The organism is Duganella hordei (genome assembly GCF_040369125.1).
GTDB classification, from domain to species: Bacteria; Pseudomonadota; Gammaproteobacteria; order Burkholderiales; family Burkholderiaceae_D; genus Rugamonas; species Rugamonas hordei.
The window spans coordinates 176866-196053 of sequence record NZ_BPWI01000011.1 but is presented as its reverse complement, the minus strand read 5'-3'; the positions used below and the strand labels follow the sequence as shown (position 1 = coordinate 196053).

Below are 19188 nucleotides of genomic sequence, written 5' to 3'. Positions count from 1 at the left end.
GCATTGTAGCGAATCGGCGCGCGTCGCCGCCAGAACCACTCATTTTGGACAGCATGATCACAGCACAGGACAATTCATCCGGGGCCGGAACCGCCCTCGTCACCGGCGCCGGGCGCCGCATCGGCCGCGCCATCGCGCTCGGCCTGGCGCGCGCCGGCTGGGACGTGGCGGTGCACTATCGGGCCTCGGAGGCGGAGGCGCGCCAGGTGGCGGCGGAGATCGCCGCGCTGGGCCGGCGCGCCGTCGCGCTGCAGTGCGACCTGTCCGACGAGGACGCGGTGCGCGCGCTGCTGCCGCGCGCCATGGCCGCGCTGGGGCCCGTGGGCTGCGTGGTCAACAACGCCTCGCTGTTCGACTACGACAACGCCGCCGACTTCACCGCCGCCCGGCTGGACGCCCACATGCGCGCCAACGTCGCCGCGCCGGTGCTGCTGGCGCAGGCGCTGCACGCGGCCACGCCGGCCGGCGCGCAAACCGTCGTCATCAACCTGCTCGACCAAAAACTGTACAATCTCAATCCTGATTTTTTGTCGTACACCCTGTCCAAGGCGGCCCTGCACACCGCCACCACGATGCTGGCGCAGCAGCTGGCGCCGACGGTGCGGGTGGTCGGCATCGCGCCCGGCATCACGATGGTGTCCGGCGACCAGACCGAAGCCGGCTTCGCCCAAGCGCACCGGCAAACCCCGCTGGGCCGCTCCAGCACCCCGGAAGATATCGCCGACAGCGTGGTCTACGCCGCCACGGCGCGCGCGCTGACCGGCACCACGCTGCTGGTCGACGGCGGCCAGCACCTGATGGCGCTGCCGCGCGACGTGATGTTTTTGGCCAAATAAATTTAAAATCGAAAGAAGGTTATCCATGCTGTCCGCCCTGATTCACCCGCAACTGAACGACTGCCGCCGCCTGTTCCTGCGCAACTACGAAGTGTTGATCAACATCGGCGTCTACGAGTTCGAGAAAAAGGGCGAGCAGCGTCTGCTGATCAACGTCGACCTGTATATCCCGCTGGCCGTCTCCACCCCGGTCAAGGACCAGCTGGAGGAAGTGGTGGACTACGACTTCATGCGCGACACCATCGCCAAGCTGATGGCGCGCGGCCACGTGCATCTGCAGGAAAGCCTGTGCGACGACATCGTGCACGCCATGCTGGAACACCCGCGCGTGCGCGCGGCCCGCGTGTCGACCATGAAGCCGGACGTGTATCCCGACTGCGAAGGCGTGGGCGTGGAAGTATTCAAAATCAAGGAAAACGTATGAACGCAGTACTGGACAACGTAGCGGCCGCAGCGATCGACAAGCCGGCCGGCAAGTCGGCCGAAAAAATCGCGCTGGAAAACAACAAGCTGCACAAGCGCCTGTGCCGCCTGGTCGGCCAGGCCATCGGCGACTTCAACATGATCGAGCAGGGCGACAAGGTCATGGTCTGCCTGTCGGGCGGCAAGGACAGCTACGCGCTGCTGGACATCCTGATGACGCTGCGCGAGCGCGCGCCGATCGACTTCGAGATCGTCGCCGTCAACCTGGACCAGAAGCAGCCCAACTTCCCCGACCACATCCTGCCGGCCTACCTGAAGCAGCTGGGCATCCCGTTCCACATCGAGAACCAGGACACCTACAGCATCGTCAAGCGCCTGATCCCGGAAGGCAAAACCACCTGCTCGCTGTGCTCGCGCCTGCGCCGCGGCATCCTGTACCGCGTGGCCGATGAGCTGGGCTGCAACAAGATCGCGCTGGGCCACCACCGCGACGACATCCTCGAGACCTTCTTCCTGAATATGTTCTTCGGAGGGAAGCTCAAGGGCATGCCGGCCAAGCTGGTGTCGGACGACGGCAAGCACATGGTGATCCGCCCGATGGCCTACGTGAAGGAAGAAGACACCGAGCGCTACGCCGAAGTCAAAGGCTTCCCCATCATACCGTGCGACCTGTGCGGCTCGCAGGAAAACCTGCAGCGCAAGCAGATCAAGGGCCTGATGCGCGAGTGGGAGAAGAAGCATCCGGGCCGCGTCGAGAACATCTTCTCGGCATTGTCGACGGTGGTGCCGTCGCACCTGATGGACCGCGACCTGTTCGGCTTCAAGGACATCAAGGCCGACGGCCAGGCCAACCCGCTGGGCGACATCGCCTTCGACGAGGAGCCATGCTCGACGCCGGCTACCGTGCCCGGCATCATCCCGCTGCAACAAGGCTGACCAGGCCTTACAACACAAAACGGGCCGAGGCCCGTTTTTTTTGCTTGGTTTTTGATTAGTACTTCTGCGCGGTGCGCATCACCGGGTAGAGGTTGAAGCGCTCATCCCATGACGCATGGCGGCGGGCGAAGAATTCCAGCCGCTTGGCTGGGCTCTTGTTGAACTCCGCGTCGCTGTCGAGCTTTTTCTGGAACTCGGCGCGCAGGGCCGGATCGGCTTCCAGCTGTTCGCGCGCGACGTCCTCCGCCACGTACTCCTCCATGTATTCCTTGCGCTCGAAGGCGTTGTTGAACTCGCCCCAGGCCAGCAGCGAATCGGCGCCGCGCGGCTCCAGCATCGCCATCACCAGGCGCGCCTTCGGCTGCGCGATCGGCACGAACAGCGCGCCCTTGGCCAGGCTGCGGCGCTCGCGCGCCCAGTCGCCTTCCACCGCCAGCGACTGGTGGCCTTCGAACGACTGCGCGCCGAATTTGGTCTTGGTCGCGCGGAAGGTTTCGACTTCGGCCGACATCTGGTCCGACGCCACCACCTTGTAGCCGATGCCGTGCTGCGCCAGCTTGGCGCCTACCCATGCGGCATCGGCCGCAGGCACCAGGTAGCCCCCTTGCGGAGCGGCGATCTTCAGGTCAGGCACCACTTCGTCGCGCAGCGGCACGGTCCACATCTGCGGCTTGCTCTCGTCGTAGTGCGTCATCAGGCCGCCCGACACTTCCGAGTAGCCGCGCGTGTATTCGTAGCCGGGGAACTGGATGGTCTTGACGTTGAAGGTGGTGCGGTAGCTGATCGGGACCTCGGCGCCGGCCATGGCGGCGGCGCGCGCGTCCGCTTCCTGCGTCAGCTTCTGCCATTCCTTGCCGTGCGCGGCCACCTGCGACAGCAGCGAGACGATGGTGTTGCGGGTGATGCGCACGCGGGTCGGATAGTCCTTCCACGAGTGGGTCTCGACCAGCATCGCGAAGCGGTTACGCAGCGGGAAGTAGCCGGTGGAGAAGCGCGGCGTCGCCATGCTGTCGACGAAGCCGGAAGCCGGATCATCGTCCTTGTCGAACGAAATATAGTACGGCTTGGGATCGGAACCCTGCGACTTCAGGTCCGCCATGACGGCGTTCTGCAGCGCCGCGCCGGCGGTCTTCAGCGCCTCGTCGCCGCCGTGCACCGGCTCCACCTGGATCGAGACGTCGGGCTGGAACTTGGCGCCGTCGGTCACGTGCAGGTCGATGTAGGCCAGCGGATCCCAGGCGTTCACCAGCGCCAGCATGGCCTGCATTTCCGGCGCGTCGGCCTTGACGTAGTCGCGGTTCAGGTTGTAGTTCTGCGCCGTGGTGCGCCAGCCCATTTCCACCGGGCCGCGCTGGTTCGGACGGTTCCACTTGCCGAAGCGTTCGTGGCCGTCGATGTTGAACACCGGGACGAACAACAGCACCTGCTTGTCCAATGCGCCCGGCGCCGCCTTGTTTTCCAGCGCCTCGCGCACGGCCAGGAAGCCGGCGTCCTTGCCGTCGATTTCGCCGGCGTGGATGCCGCCCTGTATCAGCATGACCGGGATGCCGCGTTTCTTCGCCTGCTCGGCGGTCAGCGCGCCCGTGCGGGTAACCGCCATCGCCAGCATGGTCCGTCCTTCCGGCGTGCGGCCGAAGCTGAAGCAGCGCACCTGCTTCGGATACGCCTTCTGGAAGCGCGCGCACAGGTCGGCGACTTCGTCATAGCGGCCGGTGTTCTGGAAGCCGGAGCGTTCGGAGATCGTACTCAGTGGGGAGGCAGGAGCGGCGGCGAAGGCGCCGGCGGTGGTGGTGGCAAAGGCAAGCAGTATGGCGGAACGAATCATGGACGGGCTTCCAGCAAGGGTTGAGAGGCCGATGCCTGCACCGGCATCGGAGACCTTGAAAATTATAGTCGGCTTTGTGCGTCAGCGATCGCGGATCGAAATTTCCTTCGCTTCCGGCCGCACCAGCAGCATGCCGCCGGAGATCTGGCGGCTGCGCAGCGCGACCGCCGGGCAGGCTCCGGTGGCGCGATAACTCAGGGCCGCCGCCAGCACGCCTTCGGCCGGATCGCCCAGCGCATGCGCGAGGTCGTCGTCGGCGCGGCAGGTCGGCGCGAAGCCGTCCGCGTAGTCGCCGAAACCCTTGTTGTTCACGCCCTGGAACTGGATGGCGAAATAGGTGGTGCCGCAATTGTCGGCCGGCGTGAAGGCGTACGGCTTGCCGCAAGTCTCGCCGCCGACCAGGTTGACCTCGATATCGACTCCGCGCAGGCTGTTGATCACCGACTCGCTCGCCGAACACGTACCCGGCGTGGTCAGGACGGTCACCCGCTTCAGGCCAAGGTACGGCAGCGCTGTGCCATTCTTGACCGTCGCCGCTGATTTGTAGCCGGCCGCCGTGGCCTGGAAATACTGGGGCGGTTGCACCTTGGTTTTATCGTTGTACACCGGCTGCTCGAACACCTTGCCGGTGGTAGGTTGCGGCCCGGCGATCATGTAGGCCAGTTCGGCGGCGATGGTGAGATAGCCGCCGCCGTTGTAGCGCATGTCCAGCACCAGGTCGGCGATGCCAGCCTGCTTCAGCATCGTGAATGCGCCAAACAACTGCCCCTCCGCCACCGCATTGTGTTCGTTGAACAGCAGGTAGCCGACCTTGCCGGTCGGCGTGTCGAGCAGCTTGACGTTTTGTACCGGCGGTTTTACCACTTGCACCGACGTCATCGCGGCGCTGATCTGGACGCCGGCGCGGTTCAATATGAACTGGTGCGTTTCGCCGGCCTTGACCGGGAACAGTCCGGCGTTGAGGGCCGCTACGCCGGCGACGCTGGTATCGGCTATGGCCACGCCATCGACCGATACCAGGCCGTCGCCGCGCCGCAGGCCAGCCGCGGCACCGGGCGAATCCGGGTGCACCATCGTCAGCGTCCAGGTGCGCGGCGCCGCCGGATCCGCGTTGCGCACCCAGGTCAGGCCGTATCCCAGTTCGGTGCCGGCATTGGACAGCGCTTCCCATGCGGGCGTCGGATAGGTGAAGTGGAAGCGATCCTTGAGGCGGCCGGACGCGGTGACCGCCGGTGTTTTCAGCACAGCGAAATAGTCCACCGCGCGGCTGTAATCCTCCAACCGCAGATCGGCTGGAATCTCCTTGTACCAGAGATAGGTGGCGTCGAAGAAGGAGCGCAGCCATTTCATTTCGTCGTGCAGCGTGCCCTGCATCTCGCTGCTGCCTGGCAGCGGATGCTCGCAATGCGACTTCAACGAGAGCCATTCCGGTGGATTATTGGGATCGATGACGGGTGGCCCGACCGGTGGCGTAACTGGCGGAGTGACTGGCGGCGTCACCGGCGGCTCGACAGGCGGTTCCACGGGTGGCGTGACTGGCGGCGTCACAGGGGGCGTGACGGGTTGCTCCGGGGCTCCCGGCGCAATCGGATGAGAATCTCCGCCGCAGCCGCTCAAGGCGGTCGACAGGATCGCAAAGGCGACAAGGGCGGGATGCATTTTCATCGCTGAATTATAGTGGGTGCACCGCCGTTTCATGCTTTATTGCAATGTCTTTTACAATTTTCAAGTTTGCAAGTCCGGATCGTCGCGGAACAGGCCCGCCAGCCAGTCGGCGAACACGCGCAGACGCGGCGACGCCATGCGGCCCTGCGGATACACCAGCGAGATCGGCATCGGCGCCGGCAGCGTTGCGCCCAGCACCTCGACCAGCGCGCCGCTGGCCAGGTGGTCGCGCACCTGGTAGCGCGCCGCCTGGATCAGGCCCATGCCCTGCAGGGCGCAGATGATATAGGCCTCCGGGTCGGTGACGGCGATCGCGCCGCGGATATCGGCAATGACGACACGGCCGTCGACCATGTAGTCCCAGTCGAACGGCCGGCCGGTGCGGCCAGAAAAATGCATGATGCCGCGATGCGCGCGCAAGTCGTCCGGCGTTTGCGGCACGCCGTGGCGCGCCAGATAGTCCGGCGCGGCGCAGGTCAGGAAGCGCATGCTGCCCAGGCGCCGCGCGACCAGCGCCGAATCCTGCAGCTCGCCCACGCGCAGCGTGCAGTCCAGTCCCTCCTGCGTCACGTCGGCCAGGCGTTCGGTCAGGCTGACGACCAGGTCGATATCGGGATACTCGCGGCAGAAGCCGGCGATGTGCGGCATCACCAGCAGGCGGCCGACGGCGCCCGGCAGTTCGACCCGCAACCGTCCCTTGGGCCGGCTGGCGGCCTGGCCGCGAAACGTGTCCTCGGCCGCTTCCACCGCCTGCAGGATGTCCAGGCATTTCTGGAAGTAGTCGGCGCCGTCCGGCGTCAGCGACAGCCGGCGCGTGGTCCGCTGCAGCAGCTGAACGCCGAGGAAGGCTTCCAGGTTTTTCATCGTGGCCGTCAGCGCGGCGCGCGGCAGGTCCAGCGTCTCGGCCGCCTTGGTGAAGCTGTTCGCCTCCACAATGCGGACGAAAGTCTGCATGGCTTTCAATCTGTCCATTGTTCACATAATGTGAAAAGTATAGGACCATTATGCCCTAATTATCTTTGCTCCGCTTTTGCCTAGAATTTGCTCATCCCATCCCACTTGAGGAATCAACATGAGCAATACCGCAAAAGACGACATCAGCCCAGGCATGGTGCTGCTGCTGGCCGCGGCGACGGGGCTGATCGTCGCCAATTTGTACTACGCGCAAACGCTGGTCGGGCCGATCAGCGCCGCCACCGGCTTGTCGGCCCAGGCGGCCGGCCTGATCGTCACGCTGACCCAGATCGGCTACACCCTCGGCCTGCTGTTCGTGGTGCCGCTGGGCGACCTGCTGGAAAACCGCCGCCTGATCGTCGGCGGCCTGCTGTTCACGTCCGCCATGCTGGTGCTGGCCGCGTTCAGCACCAGCGCCTGGATGTTCCTGGCCGCCGCACTGGGCATCGGCCTGGGCTCCGTTGCGGCGCAGATCATCGTGCCGTTCGCGGCGCATCTGTCGAAGGAGGCTACGCGCGGCCACACGGTCGGCAAAGTGGTCAGCGGCCTGCTGCTGGGGATCATGCTGGCCCGCCCCGCCGCCAGCCTGATCGCCGACTGGTCCAACTGGCACGTGGTGTTCGGCGGCGCCGCCGTGGTCGTGCTGGCAGTGGCGCTGGTGCTGCGCGCCAAGCTGCCGGTGCGCATGCCGGCGTCGAAGATCTCGTATCCCGCGCTGATGGCCTCCCTCTGGCACCTGTTCCTGCGCACGCCGCTGCTGCGCCGCCGCGCCGCCTATCACGCCGGCCTGTTCGGCTCCTTCAGCCTGTTCTGGACCGTCACGCCGCTGATGCTGGCCGGACCGCAGTTCCACCTGTCGCAAACCGGCATCGCGATCTTCGCGCTGGTCGGCATGGCCGGCGCGGTGGCGTCGCCCATCGCCGGCCGCCTGGCCGACGCCGGCCACACGCTGATGGCCACCGCCGCCGCGCTGGCGCTGGGCGTGGCCGGCTTCGCCTTGCCGCTGGTGGCGCCGCAGGTTCCGGAGCTGCGCCACGTCGCGCTGGGCATCCTGGTGATCGCGTCCATCGTGCTGGACATGGGCGTGGCGGCCAACCTGGTGCTGGGCCAGCGCGCCATCTTCTCGCTGGGCGCGGAAGTGCGCAGCCGCTTGAACGGCGTGTACTTCGCGCTGTTCTTCGCCGGCGGCGCGCTCGGCTCCGCGCTGGGCGGCTGGATGTTCGCGACGCACGGCTGGCACGCCGCGCTGCTGACCGGCATGGCCTTCAACGGCGCAGCCCTGCTCTACTGGCTGACGGAATACGCCGGCCGCACAGCTGCGCTGCGCACGCCGGCGTGAGGCAGGAGCGGCTCACACCGAGCCGACCTCGCCGCCGTCCATCCGCACCGCGGCGCCGGTCATCCAGCGGGCGGCCGGCGATACCAGGAAGGCGATCAAATCCCCCACTTCTTCCGGCTGCCCGAGACGGCTGATGCCCGCCTCGGCGGCGTAGCGCAGCATGCCGTCTTCCATCGTCAGGCCGCGCGCTTGCGCGTATTTGACCAGCATCGCCCGGCGCCTGTCGGTGAGCACCGACCCCGGAAGCACGCTGTTGACCTGCACGCCGTCGACGACGCCGCGCTCGGAAAATGCCTTGGCCAGCGCGTTGACCGCGGCATTGACGGTGCCCACCGCGGCCATTGCCGCTTTGGGCGCCAGCGCCGTGGCGCCGGAGGTCAGCACCACCGCGCCGCGCGACTGCTTCAGCGCGTCCCACGCCGCGATGGTGAGGCGCCGCGCGCCGTGGAGTTTCAGCGCCAGTCCGTCGTCCCATTCCTCGTCGCTCATCGAGAACAGGTCGGCCGGCGCCACCGCACCCGCCACATTGATCAGCGCGTCGACGCGGCCGAAACGCTCCAGTGTGCGGGCGACGACGCGCCGCGCGGCTTCGGGTTCGCGCAGGTCCTCGCTCAACACCAGCGCTTCCGCGCCGGCCTCGCGGATGCGCGCCGCCGTTTCCGCCAGCGACTCGGCGCTGCGGGCGACGATCGCCACCTGTGCGAAGTCGCGCGCCAGGCGTGTCGCCGCGGCCCGTCCTATGCCCCGGCTGGCGCCGGTGACGATCACGGTGGCCGCTCATGCGCATGCCTCGGCGACGGCCAGCGTGTCGATGTACTGGCGGAAGCTGGCGATGCGGCCATCGACCACCGTCCATACGTGGGCATAGCGCGCCTCGGCGCTTTTCCCGGTGGAGCCGTGCACGCCGTTGAACACGCCCAGCGACACCACGGCGGCGCCCTGCGCGATGAATTCGGTCGGCACGAAAGCCACCTCGCGCCACTCCTTCATCATCGGCATCAGCACGCCTTCGGCGACTTTTTGCGGGCCGCGCCCTTCCACCTTGTATTGCCACATCGTGGTCCACTCGATGTCGTCGGCCATCAGGGCCAGCGCGCGCGGCGCCTGTTCCGCCGCCAGCGCCGCATAGAAACTGCGGATGATTTCGATATTGTCCTTCATGGTACGGTCTCCGTTTATTTGGTCAGGAATTCGATGATCGCGGCGCCGATCTCGCCGGCATGGGTCTCCAGCGCGAAGTGGCCGGTGTCGAAGAAGCGGACATCTGCATTGGGCACATCGCGCGCAAACGCCTGGGCGCCGGCCGGCAGGAAGAACGGATCGTTCTTGCCCCATACCGCCAGCAGGGCCGGCTGGTGCGCGCGCAGGTAATCTTGGAAGGCGGGATACAGCGCGACATTGCTTGCATAGTCCAGGAACAGGTCCAGCTGCACCTCGTCCGCTCCGGGGCGGGCCAGGTAGTGGTCATCGAGCGACATGCCGTCCGGCGAAACCAGCGATGGATCGGCCACCCCGTGGGTGTACTGGAAGATGGTGGTCTGCGGTGTCAGCATGGCGCGCAGGGCGTTGCGGTTCTCCGCGCTGGGGTCGCGCCAGTACGCCTGAATCGGATTCCAGCCTGCACTCAGTCCCTCCTCATAGGCGTTGCCGTTCTGCGAAATGATGGCGCCGATCCGCTCCGGATGTTTCATCGCCAGGCGCCAGCCGACCGGCGCGCCGTAGTCGAACACGTACATCGCAAAACGCGTCAGTCCCACTTTTTCGGTAAAGCGGTCGATCACGCCGGCCAGCGCGTCGAAGGTGTAGTGGAAGGCGTCGCGGCCCGGCAGGTCCGTGCGGCCGAAACCCGGCAGGTCCGGCGCCACCACGCGGAAGTGCGGCGACAACAGCGGAATCAGATCGCGGAACATGTGGCTGGAGCTGGGAAAGCCGTGCAGCAGAAGAATGGCGGGCGCATCGGCCGGACCGGCTTCGCGATAAAAAACGTTCAGGCCGTCGATGTCGACGGTGCGGTTGTGGACTGGATTCATGGTTGGCTCCTTAAATTTAGTAACCCGTTAAAATGCTAAATACAGGTTACTATCGCCAAAAGTAACTTGTCAAGCGCTTTTTATCAGGTTATATTTGAGCCATAGAACGCACTTTGGGAAAACTGGAATGACGAACACCCGCCCTGCCGCCATGTTCCTGGCCGATGCGCCTGGTCTCGACTTTTTGAATTCAGTCGCCAAGCCCACCGGCAAGCAGGTCGAATGGCTGGCGAACGGAGAAGATTTGCTGTCGTGGCTGGAGCAGGCGCGCTTGCTGCCGCCAGAGACGGCGGCGTGGATGCACGCCAATGCCGCGCCGGCCGAACTGGATCGGGTGGCCTCGCAGGCGCGCGAGTTGCGCGAATGGTTTCGCGAGTTTGTGTACCGCCACAAGGGCGGCATGCTGGCCAAAAGCGCGCTGCTGGAACTGGCGCCGCTGAACGCCTTGCTGGAGAAGGACGAGACCTATCGCCTCATCGGCATACGCGAAGATGCGCCGTCCGGCGGCGAGACGGCAGACGAACCGGTGTCCGGCCTGGCCAGGACGACGCTGCGCCGCTGGCGCTCACCGGCGACGCTGCTGGCGCCGATCGCCGATGCGATGGCGGACCTGGTCTGCTCCGCCGATTTCTCGCAAGTGAAAAAGTGCGAGTCGGCCACCTGCACGCTGCTGTTCCACGACCGCACCCAGGGCCACGCGCGCCGCTGGTGCAGCATGGCGATCTGCGGCAACCGCGCCAAGCAGGCGGCGTATCGCGCCCGCATGAAACAGCAAGCCGCATAAGAACTGCGCGGGGTCTTTTTTGTGGTCTAATCTTCTGAGACGCTTGGCACGGCCCGGCATTTTTCAAGTTTCTCAAGGAGAGTCTGATGACCACACCCATCGCGGCCGGCCCCAAATGGGGCATGGCGATCGACCTTGAGCGCTGCATCGGCTGCCATGCCTGTTCGGTGGCGTGCAAGGTGGAGAACTCGGTCTCGCTCGGCCACTTCCGCACCAAGGTGTACTACTACGATTACGCCGCGGTCAATCCCTACAACCATCAGCCGACAACCCGGCGCGCCTTCCTGCCGACGCTGTGCATGCAGTGCGAGGACGCGCCCTGCCTGAAGGCGTGTCCAAACGATGCGATCGCGCGCGGCGCCGACGGGATCGTCCGCATCGACGACGCCGCCTGCGACCGCAGCCGCGACTGCATCAAGGCCTGCCCCTACGGCGCCATCCACATCGATCCGGTCGCCGAAGTGGCCGACAAGTGCGACTTCTGTTCGCACCGGCTGGCGGCCGACATGGCGCCGGCCTGCGTCGAAGCGTGTCCGGCCGACGTGTTCGCGTTTGGCGACCTGAACGATCCGGCCAGCAAGATCAACCAGTTCCACGCCGTACACCGCCAGCAGGTGGCGGCGCTCAAGCCGGAGGAAAACACCCGGCCGCTGGTGCAGTACCGCGGCCTGGGCGGCGTGGTGCCGCGCGCGATGGAGCACAAGGTGCCCAAGGGCCGCAGCCACGATCCGTTCTCGTACGAGATCGACACCTGGGACCAGCTGAAGCCGGCGTTCTCGCCGGCGCCGCCGGTGGCCGGCAAAACCCGGGGAGAATGAGCATGGACCGTCGAGGATTTATCCGGAGCGGCATCGGCTCGATGGCCGGCCTGGGCCTGGGAGAGACCATCCTGCTGACGCCGAACGCCGCCGGCGCGCTGAACTACCGGCCGCTGGCCGACGGCGCCCGGCGCAAGGTCAAGAACGACTACCGCACCGCCCGGCGCACGACCAGCGTGTGCCTGAACTGCTCGACCGTCTGCGGCATCGAAGCCTTCGTGCAGGACAACAAGGTCATCAAGATCCGCGGCAATCCGCTCGATCCCAACATGGGCAGCTACATGACCTGCGCCAAGGGGCAGTCGGGACCGACCATCAACGACTATCCGGAACGGCTGCTTTACCCGCTCAAGCGCGCCGGTGCGCGCGGCGCCGGCCTTTGGCAGCGCATCAGCTGGGAACAGGCGTACAACGAGGTGGCCGAACGCATCAAGGCCAGCATCGCCAGCGGCCATCCGGAACGGGTCGCGCTGCACCAGGGCCGGTCCCGCATCGACGCCGAGATCAACCGCTTCCTCAGCGCGATCGGCACGCCGGTCCAGCTGAACCACCGGGCGCTGTGCTCGTCCAACAAGCGCGCGGCCAACTACGTCTCGCTCGGCGAGACCGACTGGGAATCGATCGACGCCGAGCGTTGCCGCTACTTCCTCAATTTCGGCGCCAACTTCTACGAGGCGCATCAAGGCGGCCTGCATCTGGTGAGCCGGGTGGTCAAGGCCCGCTTCGACCACGGCGCCAAGCTGGTGACGTTCGACGTGCGCCTGTCCAACACCGCCGGCCGCAGCGACGAATGGCATCAACCGTTTCCCGGCACCGACGGTGCGGTGGCGCTGGCGATGGCGCACGTGATCGTGCGCGAGAACGAGATCGATCACGAGTTCATCGCCAACTTCGTCCAGCCCGGACTGGCCACCATCCGCGACTGGCTGGCGCCGTGCACGCCGGCGTGGGCGGCGGGGCTGTCGGGCATCGCGGCGCGCGACATCGAGCGCCTGGCGCTGGAGTTCGCGCGCAAGCGGCCGGCGGTGGCGGCCTTCACCAACCGCGGCGCCGGCGCCCACTACAACGGCTTCAACGCGGAGCGGGCGGTCATCATGCTCAATGCGCTGGTCGGCTCGATCGCCCGGCCTGGCGGCTACTGCTACGGCCTGGAGGAAAAGCTGTCGATCAGCCGCTATCCACAACCGCTGCCGCTGCCGCCGGCGCCGAAGATCCGCACCGATCTGGAGGATCCGCCCGAGTGGCCGCTGGCCAACCGCTGGCAGAAGATGAAGGTCGGACAGGTGGTGTACGATTATCTGCGCCAGGGGCGCGCCAAATTGGACGTCTACCTCAGCTACACGCTGGCGTCGCCGATGACCTGGCCCGAAGGCCGCAGCACCACGGTCGAGGTGCTGCTCGACGAGAAGCTGATCCCGTTCCACGCCTGCTCCGATGTCGTGTACTCCGAAATGGCCCATTACGCCGACCTGATCCTGCCGGACGCCAGCTACCTCGAACGCTGGGGCATGGACATCCGCAACAACATGGAGCTGCAGCATTTCGTCACGCTGCGCCAGCCGGTCGTGACGCCGCCGGGCGAGGCGCGCAGTTTCGCCGACGTGCTGTTCGAGATCGGCCGCCGGCTCGCTCCCGAGCAGGCGAAATACTTCCAGTTCGGCAGCCACGAAGACTTCGTGCGCGTCCAGTGCTCCAAACTGCCCGCCACCGGGCCGGACGGACGACAGTTCAAGGACGGCTTCGAGTACATGAAGCACTACGGCGTGTACGTGGACCGTTCGCAGCCCAAGCCCTACGATGTGTTCCAGAAGCCGCTGAGCGCCCAGCAGCTTGACGGCAGCCGCGTCGACGCCGCCAGCGGCGTGATCTACCGCACCGGGGACAAGGGCAAGGAGAGCGCGATCGGACTGTCGGCCGGCGGCAAGGCGGTGCGCGGGTTCGCCACGCCGTCGCGCAAGTTTGAAGTGCATGCGCCGGAGGTCGCGCTGGTGGCCGGCACGCTGGGCATCGCGGACGACGGCATGCCCACTTTCGCGCAAGTGCCGTGGCACCGTGATTTGCCGAAGGACCGCTTCATCCTCACCACCTTCAAGTGGAACGTCCATACCCAGGGCCGCACCGCATCGCAGAAATACCTGAGCGAGATCGTGCACGACAACCCGATGTGGATCAACGCGGCCACCGCGAAAAAGCTCGGCCTGAAGAACGGCGACCTGGTCGAGCTGACGACCTACCGGCCGCGATCCGGGGCGGCCAGCCAGCCAGCGCAGCAGGCCTATCGCGGCACAGGGGAAAAAATCGGCTCGGCCCAGCTGCGGGTATTCGTCACGCGCGGCATCCATCCACGCGTGGTGGCGGTATCGAACTCGCTGGGCTGGATCAGCGGCGGCCGCGCAGCCGAAGGGCGCAGCGGACGACGGGTGGAGGTGGCGGCGCATGGCATCGCCCCCGATGCGGCCAAGGCATTCGGCCCCGCGCCGGAGCCGGACGACCTCAATGCGGGAGTCTGGTGGGACAAGAAAAACGGCGGACGCGGCAACGGCGTCAATATCAACGCTTTGCTGCCGATTAACCCGCAACCGCTGGTGGGCATGCAAGCCTGGTTCGACACTGTATGTTCCCTGCGCAAGGTGTGACGCGCGGCGGATAAGAAAACGGCCCCGCGAGGGGCCGTTTTCAGTCGACAGCGATGCGTGTTACGCGGCGTGCGTGTGGCTGTCGGCCGGCGCCGGCGTGGCCGGCTTGCCGAAGGCCGCCAGCAGCGTGGCTTCCTTCGCCTTGGCCGCCTTGAAGTGACGCTCCTTGACGTGGCCGTAGCCGCGGATGTCTTCAGGGATGCTGGCGATGGCCACCGCCTGCGCCAGGTTCTCCGCCGTCAGCTTCGGCAGCAGCGACGACACGGTCTGGCGGTATTCGCCGATCAGTGCGCGTTCCATCTTGCGCTCCGCCGTGTAGCCGAAGATATCCAGCGCGCTGCCGCGCAGGCCCTTGAATTTCGCCAGCACGCCGAACGCCTTCATCATCCACGGACCGAATTCCTGCTTGATCAGTTGGCCCTTGGAATCATGCTTGGCCAGCAGCGGCGGCGCCAGGTGGAACTTCAGCTTGATGTCGCCTTCGAACATGCCGGCGATCTTCTGCTGGAATGCGCCGTCCGTGTACAGGCGGGCGACTTCATACTCGTCCTTGTACGCCATCAGCTTGTAGTAGTAGCGCGCCACGGCTTCGCTCAGGCGGGTGCCCTTGCCCAGCTTGGCCTCTTCCGCGCGGACCTGGTCGACAAACGATTTATACTGTTTAGCATAATTCGCGTCCTGGTAGGCGGTCAGCAGCTCGACGCGCCGGCTGACGATGTCGTCGAGCGTCTGGATGCGCTTGAACTCGATCACTTTCGCAGGCGTGGTCAGCTTGGTGACCGAGCCCAGATCGTGGGCGGCGGTACGGCCCCAGTTGAAGGCGGACTTGTTGAAGCCCACCGACACGCCATTCAGCTCGATCGCCTTGACGATCGACGCTTCGCTCAGCGGCACATGGCCTTTCTGGAAGGCGTAACCCAGCATGAACATATTGGTGGCGATCGAGTCGCCCATCAGCGCGGTGGCGATCTGGCCGGCATCGACGAAGTCCACCAGCTCGTTGCCGCAGGCGCGCACGATCTCGCCGCGCGAACTGGCGTCAGGGAACTGCCAGTCCGGATTCTTGACGAAGGCTGCGGTCGACGAACCGGTCGAGTTGATCATCGCATGCGTACGGCCCTCGCCCATGCGGGACAAGGCGTCGCGCGAGGCGGTGACGATCAGGTCGCAGCCAATCACCAGGTCGGCGCTGCCGGTGCCGACGCGGGTCGAGTGCAGATCGGCCTGCTTGTCGGCCAGGCGCACGTGCGACATCACCGGACCGCCCTTCTGGGCCAGGCCGCTCATGTCCAGCACGATGGCGCCCTTGCCTTCGACGTGCGCCGCCACGGCCAGGATCTGGCCGACGGTGACCACGCCGGTGCCGCCGATGCCGGTGATCAGGATGCCGTAAGGCGTCGCGGTCGACGGCAGCGTCGGCATCGGCAGGACCGCTTGCGGGCCTTCGCCCACTGCGGCTTTCTTCGGCTTCTTCAGCGCGCCGCCTTCCACCGTCACGAAGCTCGGGCAGAAACCGGTGGTGCACGAGAAGTCCTTGTTGCAGGACGACTGGTTGATCTGGCGCTTGCGGCCCAGGTCCGTTTCCAGCGGCTCCACCGACAGGCAGTTCGACTGCACGGAGCAGTCGCCGCAGCCTTCGCAGACGGCTTCGTTGATGACGGCGCGTTTCGCCGGATCAGGATACTCGTTGCGTTTCCGGCGGCGGCGCTTCTCGGAGGCGCAGGTCTGGTCGTAGATCATCGCCGACACGCCCGGCTTGTCGCGCAGTTCGCGCTGCACGTCCATCAACTCGCTGCGGTGGCGCACGGTGACGCCTTCGGCCCACTTGTAGTCGGACGGGTATTTTTCCGGCTCGTCGGTGACGACGATGATAGGACCCACGCCTTCGGCCGCGATCTGGCGCGAGATCATGCCCGGATCGAGCGGACCGTCGAAGGTCTGGCCGCCGGTCATCGCGACCGCGTCGTTGAACAGGATCTTGTAGGTGATGTTGACCTTGGCCGCCACCGCCGCGCGGATCGCCAGAATCCCGGAGTGGAAGTAGGTGCCGTCGCCCAAGTTGGTGAACACGTGCTTCTCGTTGGTGAACGGCGCCTGGCCTACCCAGGTGACGCCCTCCGCACCCATGTGGGTGAAGGTCGAGGTCTCGCGGTCCATCCACAGCACCATGTAGTGGCAGCCGATGCCGGCCAGCGCGCGCGAACCTTCCGGCACCTTGGTCGACGAGTTGTGCGGACAGCCGGAGCAGAAGTACGGCGTGCGGTCGGTGTCCGGATTGGACTTGGTCGGCAGCGTCTTCAGCGCCAGCTCTTTCGCCTCGAGGAAGGCGACGCGCTCCTGCACCCGCTTGGCCACCGGATGGCCGGCGCAGTAGTGGGCGATGCGCGAGGCGATGGCGCGGGCGATCTGCGCCGGGTTCAGTTCATAGGTGGCCGGCAGCAGCCAGTCGCCGTGGCCGGTCTTGCCCTTGTTGCTCCACTCGCCGGTGTCGTCGAACTTGCCGACCACGCGCGGGCGTTCGCCGTCCGGCAGGTTGTACAGTTCTTCCTTCAGCGCGTACTCGAGGATCTGGCGCTTTTCCTCCACCACCAGGATCTCGTCCAGGCCCTTGGCGAATTCGTGCACGCCGTCCGCTTCCAGCGGCCAGGTCATGCCGATCTTGTACAGGCGGATGCCGATGTCGGCGGCGGCCTGCTCGTCGATGCCCAGGTCTGCCAGCGCCTGGCGCGTGTCCAGGTAGGATTTGCCGGCGGTGATGATGCCGATCTTCGGCTTCGGGCTGTCCCAGATGATTTTATTGAGCTTGTTCGCGCGGCAGTAGGCCAGCGCGGCGTACCACTTGTAGCTGTTCATCCGCACTTCCATATCGAGCACGGTGTCCGGCCAGCGGATATTCAGGCCGCCGGCCGGCAGCTCGAAGTCGGTCGGCAGGTTGATCTGCACGCGGTCCGGGTCGAAGTCCACCACCGCGCCGGATTCGATGATGTCGGTCACGCACTTCATCGACACCCACAGGCCGGTGTAGCGGCTCATGGCCCAGGCGTGCAGGCCGTAGTCGATGTATTCCTGCACCGACGACGGGTACAGCACCGGAATGCCGCAGGCGTTGAGGATGTGGTCCGACTGGTGCGCGGTGGACGAGGACTTGGCGGCGTGGTCGTCGCCGGCCAATACCAGCACGCCGCCGTGCTTGGCGGAGCCGGCGTTGTTGGCGTGCTTGAACACGTCGCCGCAGCGGTCGACGCCGGGGCCTTTGCCGTACCACATGGAGAACACGCCGTCGTATTTGGCGTCCTTGAACAGATTGGTTTGCTGCGTGCCCCAGACGGCGGTCGCGGCCAGGTCCTCGTTCATCCCGGGATGGAACTTGACGTGGTGCGCGTCGAGATACTTCTTGGCCTTCATGGCCGTCATGTCGACGCTGGTGACCGGCGAGCCGCGATAGCCGGTGATGTAGCCGGCGGTGTTCAGGCCGGCCTTGACGTCGCGCTCGCGCTGCATCATCGGCAGGCGGATCAGCGCCTGCGTGCCGGTCATGAAGGCGCGGCCGCGTTCCAGCGTCCACTTGTCGTCCAGGGAAATTTCGTCCGAGGGTGTGCCCGGCTCCAGCTGCGTACCCTTATGAGGTGCGTTCATTGCGTCTCCAATATTCTCAAAGTGCTACGCGCGACAGGGCCGGATGGGCTCTGCCGCGCACTGGCCGCCGCACCGTTCTTTGCGGTGTTGGCGGCGGCTTTCTAAACTATATTCCTTATGCCGGCGTCTTGCTTGGATCCTGCAATACGCCGCGCTTGATCTGGTCCAGTTCGATGGATTCGAACAACGCGCGGAAGTTGCCCTCGCCGAAGCCCTGGTCGCCCTTGCGCTGGATGATCTCGAAGAAGATCGGACCGATGACGTTCTGGCTGAAGATCTGCAGCAGCAGTTCGCGTTCGTTCTCGCTGCTGTGGCCGTCGATCAGGATACGCAGGCGGCGCAGGTCTTCCAGGCGCTCGCCGTGGTTCGGCAGGCGGCGGTTAACCAGCTCGTAGTAGGTCTCGATGGTGTCCTGGAAGGCGATGCCGGTGCCCTTCATGCCTTCGACCGACGAATAGATGTCGTCGGTGCCCAGCGCGATGTGCTGGATGCCTTCGCCGTGGTATTCGTCCAGGTATTCGGCGATCTGCGACTTGTCGTCCGACGATTCGTTGATCGGGATGCGCACCTTGCCGCACGGCGAAGTCATGGCCTTCGACTTCAGGCCGGTCAGCTTGCCTTCGATGTCGAAATAGCGCACTTCGCGGAAGTTGAACATCTTCTCGTAGAAGTCCGCCCATTCCTTCATGCGGCCGCGATGGACGTTGTTGGTCAGGTGGTCGATGTAGGTCAGGCCGTGGCCGACCGGATTGGCTTCCGCGCCGGGGATGGCGACGAAGTCGACGTCGTAGATGCTGATGTCGCCGATCGAGCCCTTCTCGCCGCCGTTCTTGCCGTGCCAGCGGTCGACCAGGTAGATCAGCGAATCGCCCACGCCCTTGATGGCGGGGATGTTCAGCTCCATCGGGCCGGTCTTGTTGTCGAAGCCCCAGGCGCCCATGTCCAGCGCGCGCTTGTAGGCGGCGGCGGAATCCTGCACGCGGATCGCGATGGCGCAGACGGACGGGCCGTGATGGCGGGCGAAGCGCTGGGCGAAGGAGTCCTGCTCGGCGTTGATGATGAAGTTGATGCCGCCCTGGCGATACAGGGTCACATCCTTATGGCGGTGGCGGGCGATAGCGATAAAACCCATTTTCTCGAACAGCGCACCCAACGCTTTTGGGTCCGGCGCGGCGTATTCGACAAACTCAAAACCATCGGTACCCATCGGGTTGTCCCAAGGCGTAAATTGCATGCGAGTCTCCTTATGAATTAGCGCACAGTATAGTCCCGCTTCACCAGCATTAAATTGCAAACAATTCCCACG

Annotated in this window: 15 protein-coding genes; 7 read left to right on the top strand and 8 right to left on the bottom strand. The window is 65.6% G+C overall.

Going from position 1 to position 19188, the window contains the following annotated elements; translation table 11 throughout:
• Nucleotides 1-53: 53 nt before the first annotated feature.
• The 3 genes from ABWW33_RS23360 to ttcA are packed head-to-tail and all read left to right on the top strand — an operon-like array spanning nt 54 to nt 2195.
• Complete coding sequence (locus ABWW33_RS23360) at nt 54-836, top strand: SDR family oxidoreductase (protein ID WP_176652917.1); 783 nt, start codon at nt 54-56, stop codon at nt 834-836.
• Nucleotides 837-861: 25 nt separating this feature from the next.
• On the top strand, nt 862-1260 hold the full coding sequence (locus ABWW33_RS23355) for a dihydroneopterin aldolase (RefSeq protein WP_176652918.1): 399 nt from the start codon (nt 862-864) through the stop codon (nt 1258-1260).
• Nucleotides 1257-2195, top strand: a complete 939-nt coding sequence (gene ttcA / locus ABWW33_RS23350; RefSeq protein WP_176652919.1) for a tRNA 2-thiocytidine(32) synthetase TtcA — start codon at nt 1257-1259, stop codon at nt 2193-2195. Before ABWW33_RS23355 ends, ttcA begins: the two co-directional genes overlap by 4 nt.
• 55 nt (nt 2196-2250) lie before the next feature.
• Here the strand turns inward: ttcA and ABWW33_RS23345 are convergent, their stop codons facing one another.
• The 3 genes from ABWW33_RS23345 to ABWW33_RS23335 all read right to left on the bottom strand — a co-directional run bounded on the left by ABWW33_RS23345 (nt 2251) and on the right by ABWW33_RS23335 (nt 6639).
• Nucleotides 2251-4020, bottom strand: a complete 1770-nt coding sequence (locus ABWW33_RS23345) for a M14 family metallopeptidase (RefSeq protein WP_353403947.1) — start codon at nt 4018-4020, stop codon at nt 2251-2253.
• A gap of 81 nt (nt 4021-4101) precedes the next feature.
• Nucleotides 4102-5679: a S41 family peptidase gene (locus tag ABWW33_RS23340; RefSeq protein WP_353403946.1), complete on the bottom strand. Its 1578-nt coding sequence runs from the start codon at nt 5677-5679 to the stop codon at nt 4102-4104.
• Nucleotides 5680-5745: 66 nt separating this feature from the next.
• Nucleotides 5746-6639 carry a LysR family transcriptional regulator gene (locus tag ABWW33_RS23335; RefSeq protein ID WP_353403945.1) on the bottom strand — a complete coding sequence of 298 codons (894 nt, stop codon included), beginning with the start codon at nt 6637-6639 and terminating at the stop codon, nt 5746-5748.
• A 118-nt stretch (nt 6640-6757) separates the two neighbouring features.
• On the opposite strand from ABWW33_RS23335, the gene ABWW33_RS23330 reads away from it, so the two are divergent.
• A complete protein-coding gene (locus tag ABWW33_RS23330; protein ID WP_353403944.1) occupies nt 6758-7978 on the top strand; it encodes an MFS transporter in 1221 nt (406 codons plus the stop codon).
• A 12-nt stretch (nt 7979-7990) separates the two neighbouring features.
• Here the strand turns inward: ABWW33_RS23330 and ABWW33_RS23325 are convergent, their stop codons facing one another.
• From ABWW33_RS23325 to ABWW33_RS23315, 3 genes are read right to left on the bottom strand one after another with little or no spacing between them, the layout of a single operon-like run.
• The gene (locus tag ABWW33_RS23325; RefSeq protein WP_353403943.1) at nt 7991-8746 is read right to left on the bottom strand and encodes an SDR family oxidoreductase; all 756 of its coding nucleotides are present in this window, start codon (nt 8744-8746) and stop codon (nt 7991-7993) included.
• A 9-nt stretch (nt 8747-8755) separates the two neighbouring features.
• Nucleotides 8756-9139: a nuclear transport factor 2 family protein gene (locus tag ABWW33_RS23320; RefSeq protein ID WP_176652925.1), complete on the bottom strand. Its 384-nt coding sequence runs from the start codon at nt 9137-9139 to the stop codon at nt 8756-8758.
• Between the two features lie 14 nt (nt 9140-9153).
• Complete coding sequence (locus ABWW33_RS23315; RefSeq protein ID WP_353403942.1) at nt 9154-10008, bottom strand: alpha/beta fold hydrolase; 855 nt, start codon at nt 10006-10008, stop codon at nt 9154-9156.
• 127 nt (nt 10009-10135) lie between these two features.
• On the opposite strand from ABWW33_RS23315, the gene ABWW33_RS23310 reads away from it, so the two are divergent.
• The 3 genes from ABWW33_RS23310 to ABWW33_RS23300 all read left to right on the top strand — a co-directional run bounded on the left by ABWW33_RS23310 (nt 10136) and on the right by ABWW33_RS23300 (nt 14246).
• The gene (locus ABWW33_RS23310; protein ID WP_353403941.1) at nt 10136-10792 is read left to right on the top strand and encodes a CGNR zinc finger domain-containing protein; all 657 of its coding nucleotides are present in this window, start codon (nt 10136-10138) and stop codon (nt 10790-10792) included.
• A gap of 86 nt (nt 10793-10878) precedes the next feature.
• Entirely contained in the window at nt 10879-11610 is a 732-nt protein-coding gene (locus tag ABWW33_RS23305) for a 4Fe-4S dicluster domain-containing protein (protein WP_176652928.1), read from the top strand.
• A gap of 2 nt (nt 11611-11612) precedes the next feature.
• Entirely contained in the window at nt 11613-14246 is a 2634-nt protein-coding gene (locus ABWW33_RS23300) for a molybdopterin-containing oxidoreductase family protein (protein WP_353403940.1), read from the top strand.
• A gap of 60 nt (nt 14247-14306) precedes the next feature.
• On the opposite strand, the gene ABWW33_RS23295 is transcribed toward ABWW33_RS23300, so the two are convergent.
• Nucleotides 14307-17882 (bottom strand): indolepyruvate ferredoxin oxidoreductase family protein, encoded by a 3576-nt coding sequence (locus ABWW33_RS23295; RefSeq protein WP_353403939.1) that lies wholly within the window; start codon nt 17880-17882, stop codon nt 14307-14309.
• 115 nt (nt 17883-17997) lie between these two features.
• Nucleotides 17998-19116, bottom strand: coding sequence for a 4-hydroxyphenylpyruvate dioxygenase (gene hppD / locus ABWW33_RS23290; RefSeq protein WP_353403938.1), 1119 nt, complete (start codon nt 19114-19116; stop codon nt 17998-18000).
• Between the last annotated feature and the right edge of the window lie 72 nt (nt 19117-19188).

What these genes read in the sequence shown, in the direction of transcription:
- ABWW33_RS23360 (WP_176652917.1), top strand. Translation starts at nt 54, where the DNA reads ATGATCACAGCACAGGACAATTCATCCGGGGCCGGAACCGCCCTCGTC.
- ABWW33_RS23355 (WP_176652918.1), top strand. Translation starts at nt 862, where the DNA reads ATGCTGTCCGCCCTGATTCACCCGCAACTGAACGACTGCCGCCGCCTG.
- ttcA (WP_176652919.1), top strand. Translation starts at nt 1,257, where the DNA reads ATGAACGCAGTACTGGACAACGTAGCGGCCGCAGCGATCGACAAGCCG.
- ABWW33_RS23345 (WP_353403947.1), bottom strand. Translation starts at nt 4,020, where the DNA reads ATGATTCGTTCCGCCATACTGCTTGCCTTTGCCACCACCACCGCCGGC.
- ABWW33_RS23340 (WP_353403946.1), bottom strand. Translation starts at nt 5,679, where the DNA reads ATGCATCCCGCCCTTGTCGCCTTTGCGATCCTGTCGACCGCCTTGAGC.
- ABWW33_RS23335 (WP_353403945.1), bottom strand. Translation starts at nt 6,639, where the DNA reads ATGCAGACTTTCGTCCGCATTGTGGAGGCGAACAGCTTCACCAAGGCG.
- ABWW33_RS23330 (WP_353403944.1), top strand. Translation starts at nt 6,758, where the DNA reads ATGAGCAATACCGCAAAAGACGACATCAGCCCAGGCATGGTGCTGCTG.
- ABWW33_RS23320 (WP_176652925.1), bottom strand. Translation starts at nt 9,139, where the DNA reads ATGAAGGACAATATCGAAATCATCCGCAGTTTCTATGCGGCGCTGGCG.
- ABWW33_RS23315 (WP_353403942.1), bottom strand. Translation starts at nt 10,008, where the DNA reads ATGAATCCAGTCCACAACCGCACCGTCGACATCGACGGCCTGAACGTT.
- ABWW33_RS23310 (WP_353403941.1), top strand. Translation starts at nt 10,136, where the DNA reads ATGACGAACACCCGCCCTGCCGCCATGTTCCTGGCCGATGCGCCTGGT.
- ABWW33_RS23305 (WP_176652928.1), top strand. Translation starts at nt 10,879, where the DNA reads ATGACCACACCCATCGCGGCCGGCCCCAAATGGGGCATGGCGATCGAC.
- ABWW33_RS23300 (WP_353403940.1), top strand. Translation starts at nt 11,613, where the DNA reads ATGGACCGTCGAGGATTTATCCGGAGCGGCATCGGCTCGATGGCCGGC.
- ABWW33_RS23295 (WP_353403939.1), bottom strand. Translation starts at nt 17,882, where the DNA reads ATGAACGCACCTCATAAGGGTACGCAGCTGGAGCCGGGCACACCCTCG.
- hppD (WP_353403938.1), bottom strand. Translation starts at nt 19,116, where the DNA reads ATGCAATTTACGCCTTGGGACAACCCGATGGGTACCGATGGTTTTGAG.